Source organism: Streptomyces sp. KR55 (assembly GCF_052245645.1).
Classification (GTDB): Bacteria; Actinomycetota; Actinomycetes; order Streptomycetales; family Streptomycetaceae; genus Streptomyces; species Streptomyces flavusporus.
This window is the reverse complement of the sequence record NZ_JBQQCE010000324.1, coordinates 1-11,389: the sequence shown is the minus strand read 5'-3', so window position 1 is coordinate 11,389 and position 11,389 is coordinate 1. Positions and strand designations below refer to the sequence as shown.

The following is an 11,389-nucleotide window of genomic DNA, read 5'->3' as shown; positions in this document are numbered from 1 at the left end:
CGGTGGGCACCAAGGGAGTCGGCGAAGTCGGCCTGGTCGGCCTGGCCGCGGCCATCGGCAACGCCGTCTTCCACGCCACCGGCCGCCGCATCCGCTCCCTCCCGATCACCATCGACCGACTCATGCTGTGAGGTCTGACGGGCCGGTCAGGCCGCGGCGATGTCGATCAACTTGTCCTGGAACTTCCTGGCGGTGAGGGCCTTCATCGCCCGCTTGCCGACCGGATTGCCCAGCAGATTCTGCGTGAGGGTACGGGTCGCCTTGTCCCGGGGTGTCTGGGGAACGAACATCACCAGGTCCTTGCGGCCGATCTCCTGGTGGGTGGCCATGAAGGGCCGCAGCTTCTGCTCCCACTCGCGCAGCGCCCGGGCGGGGTTGCCGGGATTGCGCTGCAGGCTGGTGCCGAGCAGGTCGGCGCCGGCCAGGGCGGTGGAGGCACCCATGCCCGAGTAGAGGGTCAGGCACCAGGCCGCGTCGCCGAGGAGGACGACGCGGTCGGTGTGCCAGGTGGGCATCAGTACCTGGTGAGTTGAGTCGAAGAGGAAGTCATCGGCCTCCTCGAACTGCTGGAGGAGGTTCTCCAGCACGGCTCCGGTCGGTTCGGGGCCGAAGGCGCGGCGCAGTGACTCGATGGGCGGGCGCCGGAACTCGGCGTCCTCGTCGTCGGTGCGGTAGTTGAACAGCACGGTCGGCTGATGGTCGGCGAACGGGAAGACCCAGGCGGAGCGGCCCGGCTCGGCGAGGACGAGGCCGTCGGTGGGCCGGTACCCGGGTACGGGGCTCTTGAGGACCGTGGCGCCGATGATGTGGTGGAGGGGCTGGAGGTAGTCGGTGTCCGGGCCGAAGGCCAGGCGGCGCACCGTGGAGCGCAGGCCGTCGGCTCCCACGACGAGGTCGAACCGCTCGGTGGTGTCGACGGTGGCGCCCGCTGTCGTACGCAGCGTGACGTCGACGCCCTCGGGGCCCTCATCGATGGCCAGTGGCGTCGTGGAGAACCGCATCTCGGTCAGGGGCTCGACGGCGTCGTAGAGGGCGGCCTCGATGTCGCCCCGGAGGACCAGGTGGGGGGAACCGGGAAGGTCACCGTAGCCCAGGCCCGGCCGGCGACGGCGACCTTCCCGGTCGATGTCGTAGGTCGTGCTTGTGGCGTCGTACCGGTTGCCGATCGCGTCGAGCACGCCCAGCCGCTGCGCGGCGGCGCGGCCGGTGCCGAAGAGCCCGATGAAGTATCCGGAGGAACGGCGTTCGGGGGCGCGTTCTACGAGCAGGGTGTCCCAGCCGATGTCATGCAGGCGCAGTGCCGTGGCCAGGCCTCCGATGCCCATGCCCACGACGAGGGCGCGCGGCTTGTTCATGTCGGTCCTCTCCTGTGGATGCCGAGGTCACCATTATTGACTACAAAAAAGCTGTCAGTCAAAAACCGGCGGAGGCAGCTACCATGCAGGCAGACGAGAGGAGAGACGGCGTGGCACGTCCGGCACAGGACCGAGCGGAAGCGATCCTGGCTGCGGCCAGGGCACAGTTCCGTGAGACCGGCGCGGAGCGCACGACGGTCGACGACATCGCGGCTCGCGCGGGCGTCGGAAAGGGGACGGTCTTCCTTTACTGGCCGTCCAAGGCACGCCTGCGGGATGCCGTTCTCCAGCTCGAGCTCGCCGGGCATTTCGCCGTACTCGCGGACGACCTCCGCAACGATCCGTCCCTCCTGCGCCTGGGCACCGTCATCCGGCGTGAGATCGCGGCCAGCCTGGACAATCCGGACATGGCCCCGCTGGTGGTCGACCAGCCCATAGGGCCGCCCGGCCGCTTTGAGCCGCCGACCCGGGCGCTGTACAGGGTTCTGGCCGTCATGCGCGCCCACCACCTGGTCCGCGAGGTGGCCGACGACGAGATCGTCATGGGGATCGAGGCAGTCCTGGGCGGTGCACTCGTGAGGGGCTTCGCCGATCCCGATGGGCGAGACCTGCTTCTGGACGCCGTGGAACGCCTCGTGTCGTCCAGCTATGACCGCGAGGACGTCGACCAGGGTGCCGTCGAGGCGGCGGTCCCCGATGTGGTCGACGCGCTGGAAGACGGCATCGACCAACTGGTCGCCGCCGCCGCGCCCGACCGACCGACCACAGCCCAGCTCAGACCCCGAAAGCGCCCAGCCGCCACCCGAAACTGACCCCAGCACACGGTCCCCTGGAGGGAACGCGTGACGCCCTCGCCGCCCTGGCGCCCGTGCGCCCCGGCTACATCGAGACCGAGATGACGGCCTCGGCCGCTCCGGCGTTCCGCGCGGCGAACCTGCGCGAGACACCACTCGGCCGCACCGGCACCGTCGACGAGGTGACCCCGCTCCTCGTCTTTCCCCTGGCCGACGACGCGTCCTTCATCACGGGCGCCGAGATCCCCGTCGACGGCGGCCCCACCGCGCACGGCGGCCTCAAGTCCGTCTCCGACGTGCTGCGCCCGGAGGCCGGAGCATGAAGCGACTGGCCGGGCGGCACGCAGGTCAGCGCACTCGTCCTCGCGGTTTCAGCGGCACAGGCGGAAGCTCCGGGGCAGGCAGCGGATCCCCGTCGTACCCCTTCCCCTCCCCGAACCGGGTACCGGTCATCCAGTCCTCGCGAGCCTGTGCGATCTCCCCCTGGGACCGTCCGATCCAGTTCCGGATGGAGGGTCTCCCTGCGCTGCGGGAGTGGCGAGCAAGGTGTTGGAGAGAAGGGGGCTGTACTGATGCCAAAGAGTGTAAGATCATCTGCTGCTCCTCGACCGGGAGCAGGAGGTCTCACAGAACGGTCAGCTTGGCGTAGGGACTGGTGACCCGTACCTGCAGCCCGCCGAAGTCAACCAGCACCGCGATCCCGTCCTCAACAGCGGTCACCCGGCCGAGGCCGTACACATCATGTGTGACCCGGTTTCCTGCAACGAACCTCTTGAGAGGTGGCGTGACAGGGGCCTTGAAGGGGCTGGTGGGCAGATGACGCCTTGTTACCTCTGATTTTCTCATTGTCGCCAGTATGCACCTCCTGGACGGGTCGTCGGCGAGGCCGCATGAACAGACGGGCGCCGAAGTACGCCACGTCCGCCACGAGGAGGACGATGCCGATCATCAGCAGATACAGCAGGCCTTCGGTGACGGCGCCCATGAGCCCCAGTACGACGGCGACGAGGACGAGAGGAAGATCGCCATCGTGCGAGTGCCTCCTCGGGTGTGGCGGCCGGTTCAGCGGCGTGCGAGTTGCCGCTCGCCTTTGGTGCCGGGGCGGTAGGTCATGCCGTAGTGCTGGAAGATCGCTGGTTCGTCCTCGGCGGGCAGTACGCCGTCCGTGCCGATGGACGGAGCTTTCCGTACCTGCCCCTTGGAGTACGCGACCTTGAGGTAGTCCGGGCCGACGATCGCCTCGTCGAGCGGGACGAACACAAGGCGCTGGCGAGTGGGCAGCCCCGTCCGGACAGTGGCCATGGCCGGTTCGTCGGTGGTGGTGTCCACGTAGACCGCTTCCAACGCGCCGATCTTGTGTCCCTTCGGGTCGACGACGTCGTGGTCGCGCCATTCACGGATGTCGGCTGGCTGAATCATGCGTTCCGCTCCCTGGACAGACCGTGGTCGGAGTGGCCGCCCACGGCAGCAAGAGGGGCTTACGAGCCCCGGACGGTCACCCTGCGCCCTCCAGCCTGCCCCGGTGCGCCGTCGGCTGCCACGCGGCAGCCGCGCTGCGAGTGACCGGGCCCGAGGGCTGGCCCGCCGATCCGGAACGTCACGGCTCGTCCATGTGCGGACAGGTCGTCGGCCGACGACCTGCTGGAGGACAGCCAGGACCGAGTGGGCTCGGCGGCGTGCGTGGTGTCCACAGTCGTACGCACTACTCACAGCGGAGTACGTCGGCGCGCTCGTGGGCGGCCTCGCCAGCCTCGGTGAAGGCGGCCACCACGACGTTCCGAACGGCTCGCCGGGTGGCCCCCGCGGTGGGTCCGCACCCTCCGAGCGTTCCGGTACCGGTGCCGCTGCATTGTCTGGTTTCGCCCTTTAATCTACGGATACGTAACCGTAGGCAATCTGGTCGAAGCGAGACCGAGGCCGGACCGACGACGATCGAACCCTGCGACCGGGCGAACGAAAGGTTTCAGAGCATGGCCCCGTCTCTCCTCGCCGCCCTGCACGGCCAGGCAGGGCGGCTTGCGCACCGGGCCACGAGCCGGTTGACCACTCCGCTCCTGCCGGATGATTATCTTGCACTGCTCGATCCTCTGCTGTCGGCACGGTGGCCGGCCGGGCGGGTGCAGGCCGTGCAGCCGGAGACCTCGGAGGCCACCACCCTGCTGATCCGGCCAGGACGTGGCTGGTCCGGGCACCGGCCGGGGCAGTACGTGTCGATCGGCGCAGAGGTCGACGGGGTGCTCAACTGGCGCACTTACACGATCTCCTCGGCCCCTGGGCGGCGCCCCGGCGAGCCGTTCGCCATCACCGTCAAGGCGCTTGTGGACGGCCGGGTTTCGACGCACCTGGCGCGCCACGTGCGCCCCGGCACCGTGCTGCGGCTCGGCCCGGTGCAAGGGGAGTTCGTCCTGCCGGACGGGGCGCTGCCCCGGAAGGTGCTGCTGCTCACCGCGGGCATCGGGGTCACACCGGCGATGAGCATGCTGCGGGCTCTGGCCGTCCGTGTCGGGCGGCGCGACACGGCGGAAGTGGACGTGGCGATGGTGCACAGCGCGCCGGACGCCGAACAGACCGTCTTCGGGGCTGAGCTGCGCGACCTGCATGCCGGGCTCCCGTGGTTCCGGTTGTACGAGCACCACACCCGCCCGGCCGGGCGACTCACCCCGGACCGGCTGACCGCACTGTGCCCGGACTGGCGCGAGCGGGACACCTGGATCTGCGGCCCCGACGCGATGCTCGAGTCCTTCCAGCGGCATTGGCAGCGCGAAGGTCTTGGGCACCGGCTGCGCCTCGAACGCTTCCGAGCCGCGGCCCCGCTTCCACCGGCCGGTGACGGCGCACCGGGCCGGGTGTGCTTCGTCCGCAGCGGCGTCGAGACGGACGCCGGTCCGGACACGCCGCTGCTGGCGGCGGGCGAGGCCGCCGGAGTCCTCATGCCGAGCGGTTGCCGCATGGGCATCTGCTTCAGCTGCGTGAGCCCTCTCGTGTCGGGGCGGGTGCGTGACCTCCGTACCGGTGACGTCACCGGTGAGCCCGGCGAACTCGTCCAGACCTGTGTTTCGGCGGTCGTCGGCACCGTCGCCATCGACCTGTGAGATCCGCGAACCCGGTCCCGTACAGCCACCGTAGCGAGAGGCGATCCCCATGACTCTGCAAGCCGTCCGATCCATCACAGCCGAGGCGCCCACCGACGTGGAATCCTTCGGGCGCGAGCTGGACTCCCTGCGCCGCGAGGTCCTCGCGGACCGCGGTGCCGACGACGTCCGCTACATCCGCAGGCTCATCGCCGTACAGCGCGGTCTGGAGGCCGGCGGGCGTGCCGCGCTCGCCGTCTCCCTGCTGCCGCCGGCCTGGCTGGCCGGCACCGCCATGCTCACCGTGGCCAAGGTGCTGGAGAACATGGAGCTGGGCCACAACATCCTGCACGGCCAGTGGGACTGGATGAGGGACCCGGCCATCCACTCCACCACCTGGGAATGGGACTTCCTCACCCCCTCCGCGGCGTGGAAGCACACCCACAACGACCTCCACCACACCTGGACCAATGTCGTCGGCCGCGACCGCGACCTCGGCTACACCATTCTCCGTATGAGCCCGGACCAGCCCTGGCGCCCCGTCCACCTGGCCCAGCCCTTCTACGCGGCCGCGATCGCCCCGGTCTTCGAATGGACCATCGCCCTCTACGACCTGGAACACGACGCCGTCCTCGACGGCCGCAAACCGCCGCACGTCTTCCTCCGCGACCTGACCGGCATGCTCCGCAAAGCCGCCCGGCAGGCCGCCAAGGATTACCTGCTCTTCCCGCTGCTGGCCGGTCCCTCGGCCCTGCCGTGCCTGCTCGGCAACCTCACCGCCAACACGGCCCGTAATCTCTGGGCGCACACCGTCATCTTCTGCGGCCACTTCCCCGACGGCGCGAAGTCCTTCACCGAGGACGAGATCGATGGCGAGACCCGCGGCGAGTGGTACCTGCGCCAGGCCCTCGGCTCCGCCAACATCGAGGGCAGCCCGGCCTTTCACATCCTCACCGGCAACCTCAGCCACCAGATCGAGCACCACCTCTTCCCCGATCTGCCCAGCAACCGCTACGCCGAGATCGCCCCGCGGGTGCGCGCACTGTGCGAGAAATACGGCATCTCCTACACGACGGGGCGGCTCGTACGGCAGTACACCTCCGTCTGGGCACGCATCTGGCGCATGGCGCTGCCGGGCTCATAGGTCACGAGCGCCGGGACGGCTCCGGGGGGGGCGGAGGCGAGGCCTTTCGTCGCCGCCTCCATGCACCGCTCTGCTGCACTGGGATGTGACGACGTCCGCCGCCCCGGAGATGAGGTAGTAGACCCCCGATACCGAAGGAGCTCTTGCCAGATACGTGCACGCCGCAGCCAGGTCCTCCTCGTGGATTCTGAGGTCATCGCGCAGTTGGGCTATCCGGGGCGGCTGGCGCCCTGCCGCAGCCGCGCACCCTTGCGACCGGTGCCTCAACCTCGTCCGACTGCGTTCGGTCGTCATCCGACGACTCACTTGACAACAGCCAGGAGCGGGCGGGCTCTGCGGCGTGGGTGGCGTCGACGGTGAGATGGAGACGGGTTCCGCCATCGCGGCCTACGGGATAGCTGCGTTGTTCTGTGGAGGCGAAGCAACGCCGGAGAACCTCCGCGATCTGGCGTGCCGTCTCCGGGGACGCAGCGACGATGCGAACCTCGGCGTGTCCGGCCGAGGGCACTGATTCCGCTGGTTTCATGGTGTCCTCGTTCGTCCAGGTGGTTCGTCCAGGTGACAGGGGAGGGATCCGGGTGGCGTGCCGGTGGGCGCGCCGCCTCGGCGTCGCACCCACCGCCCCCGGTCAGAGAAGAGTCAGTGTCATCCGTGGTCCCCGTCGTGGTGTCCGGCGGAACCCCTGGCTGGCGGCCGGCGCTTCCGGCTCCGGCCGCCGCGCACCGGCAGGACATCGCTGTAGCGGAAGGCCGCGATCCTTTGGTCGGGCTGGGCATTGAGCAGATGGATCAGCAGAACTCCCAGAGCGATCACGGCGAGGATCACCGCAGTGGTGATGAGGGTCTCCACTGTCCTCACCTCTCTTGGGCGGGGGTCAGGTGCCCGATCGGGTGCCTGAGCGGCGGGGGCGCGGCCCCGCCTTCGGTGTCCCACTCCGATTCCTGGCCGCGGTCCTCAGCCGCGTCGCGGATCGCGTCCTCGTCGGCCATCAGCCTGCTGGCGGTAAGGAGGCTTCCCGGGGTGGCTGCGGCGGACATCAGCCGGGCGGCGGAGGCCGCACTGGTTTCCGGTGGGATCACCAGCAGGTCCCAGCGTCCGGCGGTGTAGGAGAGCAGTATCAGTTTGTGTGGGTCCTGCTCATCCATGAACCAGCCCACGTGCACCGTGTGCCCGGTGACGGGCACCTTCGGAGGGATCACCGGCCAGTGGGTCGGGTTCACCGTGACGCGGGTGATCCGGCCCCAGCACCCGTCCAGCCTGTCTGTCAGAGCGGGCAACTCGTGGAAAAGGTCCCGGGACCGCGGCCACCAGGCGCCGTCCAGGAGACCTGGTGGCGCGCCCGCGGGTGCCAGGGACAAGCGGGCCGGTGACGAGGGGACGCGCTCATCAGTCATCATGCGCTCAGTAGTCATGGTCATGGCGCGAACCTGCCCTCGGGCTCGTCATCGACTGCCCGATGTTGTTGCTCGCCGGGAACGACACCGGCACGGGAGCCGGTGTGCGAACTACTCCCGGTGACTTCACACTACTCGGGTTCACGGGCACGTACGTCCCCGTGACCAGCGTTTTCTCAGTAGTGCGGCCGTGTTCGGACTCGCGGACGAGCCCGTGGGCCGGCACACGGAGCACGGAGCACGGTCAAGTCCTGGAACGCGATTACGGCGCTTGACCAGCAGCGCGGCCACGCCCGCGGCGAGCAGTGCGCCGAGTAGGACGGCTGCCTTGATGCGCCCGGAGTCGACCGGAGCCGGGGAAGGACTTCGAGCTGGAGGTGGGCGCGGTCATCGGCCGGGAGGGCCGCGACCTCACCTCGGAACAGGCCCGCGACCACATCGTCGGCTACACCGTCTTCAACGACAGGTCGGCCCGCGATCTGCAGTCGGCGGAGATGAAGGTCGGCCTCGGCCCCTGCAAGGGCAAGGACACCGCCCTCGGCCCGTACCTCGTCACCGCCGACGAGCCGGAGCCGTACCGCGACACCGACGGCTTCCTGCGCCTGGCGCTCACCACCGAGGTCAACAACGCCACACCACGAAAGCCTCGTGCTCCGGCTCCGACGAACCGGAGCGCGCCCCGAGTCAGCAACCGTCGGGCAACCGCCGGACCAGCAAACGTTCCTGGGGCTCCGCAACTGCGGGAACAGACTCTCATCGCCACCTGATGAACTGTCAGCAAAGTCAGCATTGGGTCAGCAAAAGGCTGACCAGAGCCGCCCGCATACAGCCACACCGTGGAATCGCCCGTGCCTCGCCCCAGACACGCAGCCGGGACCGCCGCTACCCCGCAAGCGGGCGGAAGACTCGGAGGCAGGACCCCGCAGGTTCCTGCCTTCTCAGCCGCTACCGTATCTCTCGCGGGTCAGCGCACTCTTCCGCGCGGTTTCAGCGGCATCGGCGGAAGCTCGGGGGCGGGCAGTGGATCTCCGTCGTAGCCCTTCACTTCCCCGAACCGGGTACCCGTCATCCAGTCCTCGCGGGCCTGTGCGATCTCCTCCTGGGACCGTCCGATCCAGTTCCAGAACATGATGAGCTCCTCCTCGAACGGCTCACCGCCCAGGAGCATCAGCCCCGCGTCCGACTCGGCGCGCAGAGGCAGTTCGCTGCGTCCGCAGCCGAGGTAGAGCATCGAGCCCGGCAGGACCGGCACCCCGTCCACGTGGGCCTCGCCGGACATGGACAGGACGGCGTACTCGAAGTCCGGCTCCAGCGGCAGGCGCACGTCCGTGCCGCGGGCCAGGGCGAGGTCGGCGCCGACAATCGGGGTGTACGTCGTGCCGGGCGAGGTGGCGCCGTCGAGGTCACCGAGGATGAGCGTGGCCTGCAGGCCCGGTGCCGTGACGACCGGCAGGTCGGCGTGGTGCTCGAAGCGGGGGTCGGTGTGGCGGTGACCGTCCGGCAGCGCGACCCAGAGCTGGGCGCCGTGCAGGAAGCGGGCGTGGGGCTTCGGGCTCTCCTCGGAGTGGCTGATCGCCCGGCCGGAGGTCATGAGTCCCAGTTCGCGCGGGCGGATCGTCTGGAGGCTGCCGGTGGAGTCGCGGTGCAGCACCTCGCCCTCGTGCAGCCAGCTCACCGTCTGCAGTCCCATGTGCGGATGGGGCGGCACCTGCATGCCGGGCTCGTCCGCGATGTCGTCGGGGCCGTAGTGGTCGACGAAGCACCAGGCGCCGACCATGCGGCGGCCCAGGTTGGGCAGCAGTCGGCGGACTTCACTGGACTCGCCGAGCTTGACGCGGCGGGGGCTGAGGAGTTCGCGTACGGGCTCGGCCACCACGAATCCACGGCCGCCGCACACGGCGGGAACCGCCTCGCGATCAAGATTGCTCATGGCGACAACCTAGTCCCGCCGGGGACCTCCCGTCAGTCGGTTACGGCGCCGTCCGCCGGGCGGCGTCGGTGGCTTCACCTCAACGCGAGAAAATAGTAGCCATGGATATAATAGCCATGTACCGTATCTGTCATGAGTGAGGCACCCGAGGGCGGCCCGACGCCCGGTTTCCTGGTCTGGCGGCTGTCCATGAAGTGGCGCGTGGCGGTCGACCGCGCGGTCGCGCCGCTCGGACTGACCCATGCGCAGTACTCGTTGGTCGCGTCGCTGTACGGCATGCAGCACTCCGGACTGCGGCCCAGCCAGCGACGCCTCGCCGACCACACCGGGCTCGAACCGCTCTACGTGTCGAAGCTCGCCCGCGCCCTGGAGACCGCCGGCCTGCTGGAGCGCACCCGCGATCCGCAGGACCCGCGTGCCGTCCAGTTGGCGCTCACCGACCAGGGCCGGGACGTCACACGCCGGGCCATCACCGTCGTACACCGACTGTTGGGACAGCTTCTGGAACCGCTCGGCGGTCTCGACAGCCCGCGCGCCCGGGAGTTCACGCGCGATCTCGCCACCTTGCTCGACGCACCGCTTGATCCATTCATCGACCACGACGAGCACCAGCAGGAGCAGTCATGACCACCACCCCCACCGTCAACGGCCGGGTCATAGGCCTGGCCCACTACGCCGGTCGCGCCGTCCTCGAGACCGTGCTCGCCCGCTACGGCGCCACCTTCCAGCAGTCGGTGACCCTCCGGCTGGTCGCTGTCGCCGAGGCCCCGGTCGAGCGCGACGCCCTGGTCGCCCAGGTCGTCGGGTCGCTGAAGGCCGACCCGGCCGACGTGCATGGCGTCGTCGACGAACTCATCGACAAGGGGCTGCTCGAACCGGCGGCGACCCAGCTGCGGATCACGGACGCGGGACGGAAGTTGTACGAAACGACCGCCGCCGAGACCGGGGAGATCTCCGCCCGGATCTACGCCGGGATCCCGGCGGAGGACCTGGCGGTGGCCGGCCGGGTCCTTGTCCTGGTCACGGAGCGGGCCAACGCGGAGCTGGCCGCCATGACGAAGTAGGCACCCCGAAAGCGAGCAGTGGGATGAGGAGGTACCGGAGCAGACCGGACCGCGGCTGCTGCCGGCGCGCGCCTACTCCCACTCGGCCCAACTGCGCCGCGCCGAAGCCCACATCGAAGCGGGCCCGGCCTCCCCCCCGAGAGAGGCCGGGCCCGCCGTCCGTCCCGGCGCGGGCCTACCGGGCGGCGGTCCCGCTGCGGCTGCCGTACGTCCGCCGCCCCCGCCGGTGTGCGATCTCGCCGAGGATCACGTCCACGACGAGGAACGCGGCCAGCGGGATACCGAGCAGCGGAACGAAGTAGCCGACGACGGCGGCCACGGCCAGCAGCGGGACGAGGATCTGCGGCGGCACCTGGGCCCAGGCACCCCGCGGAATGGGCCGGCCGAAGGCGGCACCGCGGCCGCGCTGCCACCACATGCGGTAGCCCAGCAGTATCAGCAGGATCAGGGACAGCGCCAGGAGCATCAGGGTGATCTGGTTGACGAGTCCGAACAGCACGCCGGTGTGCAGGTCGATGCCCCAGCGGGTCAGCTTCGCGAGCACCGGGTAGTCGGCGAACCGCAGCACGTCGGTGACCTCACCGGTGGCCGGGTCGATCGCGACCGAGTCCTGCTTCTCGGGCCAGCTGCGCTGCAC

General features: G+C 69.6%; 13 protein-coding genes and 4 pseudogenes. 8 read left to right on the top strand and 9 right to left on the bottom strand.

The window, feature by feature from the left end; genetic code table 11:
* Positions 1-146 precede the first annotated feature (146 nt).
* Positions 147-1,355: an FAD-dependent monooxygenase gene (locus ACTWQJ_RS35555; protein ID WP_443310588.1), complete on the bottom strand. Its 1,209-nt coding sequence runs from the start codon at positions 1,353-1,355 to the stop codon at positions 147-149.
* Positions 1,356-1,465: 110 nt separating this feature from the next.
* Here ACTWQJ_RS35555 and ACTWQJ_RS35550 point away from each other — a divergent pair, with 110 nt between their 5' ends.
* Both ACTWQJ_RS35550 and ACTWQJ_RS35545 read left to right on the top strand, forming a co-directional pair.
* Positions 1,466-2,167 carry a TetR/AcrR family transcriptional regulator gene (locus ACTWQJ_RS35550; RefSeq protein ID WP_443310587.1) on the top strand — a complete coding sequence of 234 codons (702 nt, stop codon included), beginning with the start codon at positions 1,466-1,468 and terminating at the stop codon, positions 2,165-2,167.
* Between the two features lie 56 nt (positions 2,168-2,223).
* Positions 2,224-2,472 (top strand): annotated as a pseudogene (locus ACTWQJ_RS35545) (SDR family oxidoreductase); the annotation flags it as partial.
* A gap of 25 nt (positions 2,473-2,497) precedes the next feature.
* Here ACTWQJ_RS35545 and ACTWQJ_RS35540 read toward each other — a convergent pair.
* The 3 genes and pseudogenes from ACTWQJ_RS35540 to ACTWQJ_RS35530 all read right to left on the bottom strand — a co-directional run.
* Positions 2,498-2,653, bottom strand: a pseudogene (locus ACTWQJ_RS35540) (pirin family protein); the annotation flags it as partial.
* Positions 2,654-2,773: 120 nt separating this feature from the next.
* On the bottom strand, positions 2,774-2,995 hold the full coding sequence (locus tag ACTWQJ_RS35535) for a hypothetical protein (RefSeq protein WP_443310586.1): 222 nt from the start codon (positions 2,993-2,995) through the stop codon (positions 2,774-2,776).
* A gap of 216 nt (positions 2,996-3,211) precedes the next feature.
* Positions 3,212-3,568 (bottom strand): PRC-barrel domain-containing protein, encoded by a 357-nt coding sequence (locus ACTWQJ_RS35530; RefSeq protein ID WP_443310585.1) that lies wholly within the window; start codon positions 3,566-3,568, stop codon positions 3,212-3,214.
* A 551-nt stretch (positions 3,569-4,119) separates the two neighbouring features.
* On the opposite strand from ACTWQJ_RS35530, the gene ACTWQJ_RS35525 reads away from it, so the two are divergent.
* Together ACTWQJ_RS35525 and ACTWQJ_RS35520 are read left to right on the top strand one after the other, a co-directional pair.
* Positions 4,120-5,241: a ferredoxin reductase gene (locus ACTWQJ_RS35525; protein ID WP_443310584.1), complete on the top strand. Its 1,122-nt coding sequence runs from the start codon at positions 4,120-4,122 to the stop codon at positions 5,239-5,241.
* A gap of 73 nt (positions 5,242-5,314) precedes the next feature.
* Positions 5,315-6,364: a fatty acid desaturase family protein gene (locus tag ACTWQJ_RS35520; protein WP_443310589.1), complete on the top strand. Its 1,050-nt coding sequence runs from the start codon at positions 5,315-5,317 to the stop codon at positions 6,362-6,364.
* Between the two features lie 193 nt (positions 6,365-6,557).
* On the opposite strand, the gene ACTWQJ_RS35515 is transcribed toward ACTWQJ_RS35520, so the two are convergent.
* The 3 genes from ACTWQJ_RS35515 to ACTWQJ_RS35505 form a co-directional block, all read right to left on the bottom strand.
* A complete protein-coding gene (locus ACTWQJ_RS35515; RefSeq protein ID WP_443310582.1) occupies positions 6,558-6,890 on the bottom strand; it encodes a hypothetical protein in 333 nt (110 codons plus the stop codon).
* A gap of 119 nt (positions 6,891-7,009) precedes the next feature.
* Positions 7,010-7,213: a hypothetical protein gene (locus tag ACTWQJ_RS35510; protein ID WP_443310581.1), complete on the bottom strand. Its 204-nt coding sequence runs from the start codon at positions 7,211-7,213 to the stop codon at positions 7,010-7,012.
* A gap of 5 nt (positions 7,214-7,218) precedes the next feature.
* Complete coding sequence (locus tag ACTWQJ_RS35505; RefSeq protein WP_443310580.1) at positions 7,219-7,782, bottom strand: DUF5994 family protein; 564 nt, start codon at positions 7,780-7,782, stop codon at positions 7,219-7,221.
* Positions 7,783-8,120: 338 nt separating this feature from the next.
* Here ACTWQJ_RS35505 and ACTWQJ_RS35500 point away from each other — a divergent pair.
* A pseudogene (locus ACTWQJ_RS35500) lies at positions 8,121-8,384 on the top strand (fumarylacetoacetate hydrolase family protein); the annotation flags it as partial.
* A gap of 338 nt (positions 8,385-8,722) precedes the next feature.
* Here the strand turns inward: ACTWQJ_RS35500 and ACTWQJ_RS35495 are convergent.
* Positions 8,723-9,688, bottom strand: a complete 966-nt coding sequence (locus ACTWQJ_RS35495; RefSeq protein WP_443310579.1) for a pirin family protein — start codon at positions 9,686-9,688, stop codon at positions 8,723-8,725.
* Positions 9,689-9,820: 132 nt separating this feature from the next.
* Between ACTWQJ_RS35495 and ACTWQJ_RS35490 the strand changes: the two genes are divergently transcribed.
* From ACTWQJ_RS35490 to ACTWQJ_RS35480, 3 genes and pseudogenes are all read left to right on the top strand, one after another.
* Complete coding sequence (locus ACTWQJ_RS35490) at positions 9,821-10,315, top strand: MarR family winged helix-turn-helix transcriptional regulator (protein ID WP_443310578.1); 495 nt, start codon at positions 9,821-9,823, stop codon at positions 10,313-10,315.
* The gene (locus tag ACTWQJ_RS35485; protein ID WP_443310577.1) at positions 10,312-10,752 is read left to right on the top strand and encodes a MarR family winged helix-turn-helix transcriptional regulator; all 441 of its coding nucleotides are present in this window, start codon (positions 10,312-10,314) and stop codon (positions 10,750-10,752) included. Before ACTWQJ_RS35490 ends, ACTWQJ_RS35485 begins: the two co-directional genes overlap by 4 nt.
* Before the next feature lie 25 nt (positions 10,753-10,777).
* Positions 10,778-10,867 (top strand): annotated as a pseudogene (locus ACTWQJ_RS35480) (tetratricopeptide repeat protein); the annotation flags it as partial.
* A 60-nt stretch (positions 10,868-10,927) separates the two neighbouring features.
* Here ACTWQJ_RS35480 and ACTWQJ_RS35475 read toward each other — a convergent pair.
* Positions 10,928-11,389 (bottom strand): PepSY domain-containing protein (locus ACTWQJ_RS35475; protein ID WP_443310576.1); only part of this gene is annotated, 462 nt, incomplete at its 5' end.

Excerpts from the sequence above, each read along its gene's own strand:
- ACTWQJ_RS35555 (WP_443310588.1), bottom strand. The coding sequence starts at position 1,355 with ATGAACAAGCCGCGCGCCCTCGTCGTGGGCATGGGCATCGGAGGCCTG.
- ACTWQJ_RS35535 (WP_443310586.1), bottom strand. The coding sequence starts at position 2,995 with ATGAGAAAATCAGAGGTAACAAGGCGTCATCTGCCCACCAGCCCCTTC.
- ACTWQJ_RS35530 (WP_443310585.1), bottom strand. The coding sequence starts at position 3,568 with ATGATTCAGCCAGCCGACATCCGTGAATGGCGCGACCACGACGTCGTC.
- ACTWQJ_RS35525 (WP_443310584.1), top strand. The coding sequence starts at position 4,120 with ATGGCCCCGTCTCTCCTCGCCGCCCTGCACGGCCAGGCAGGGCGGCTT.
- ACTWQJ_RS35515 (WP_443310582.1), bottom strand. The coding sequence starts at position 6,890 with ATGAAACCAGCGGAATCAGTGCCCTCGGCCGGACACGCCGAGGTTCGC.
- ACTWQJ_RS35505 (WP_443310580.1), bottom strand. The coding sequence starts at position 7,782 with ATGACCATGACTACTGAGCGCATGATGACTGATGAGCGCGTCCCCTCG.
- ACTWQJ_RS35495 (WP_443310579.1), bottom strand. The coding sequence starts at position 9,688 with ATGAGCAATCTTGATCGCGAGGCGGTTCCCGCCGTGTGCGGCGGCCGT.
- ACTWQJ_RS35490 (WP_443310578.1), top strand. The coding sequence starts at position 9,821 with ATGAGTGAGGCACCCGAGGGCGGCCCGACGCCCGGTTTCCTGGTCTGG.
- ACTWQJ_RS35485 (WP_443310577.1), top strand. The coding sequence starts at position 10,312 with ATGACCACCACCCCCACCGTCAACGGCCGGGTCATAGGCCTGGCCCAC.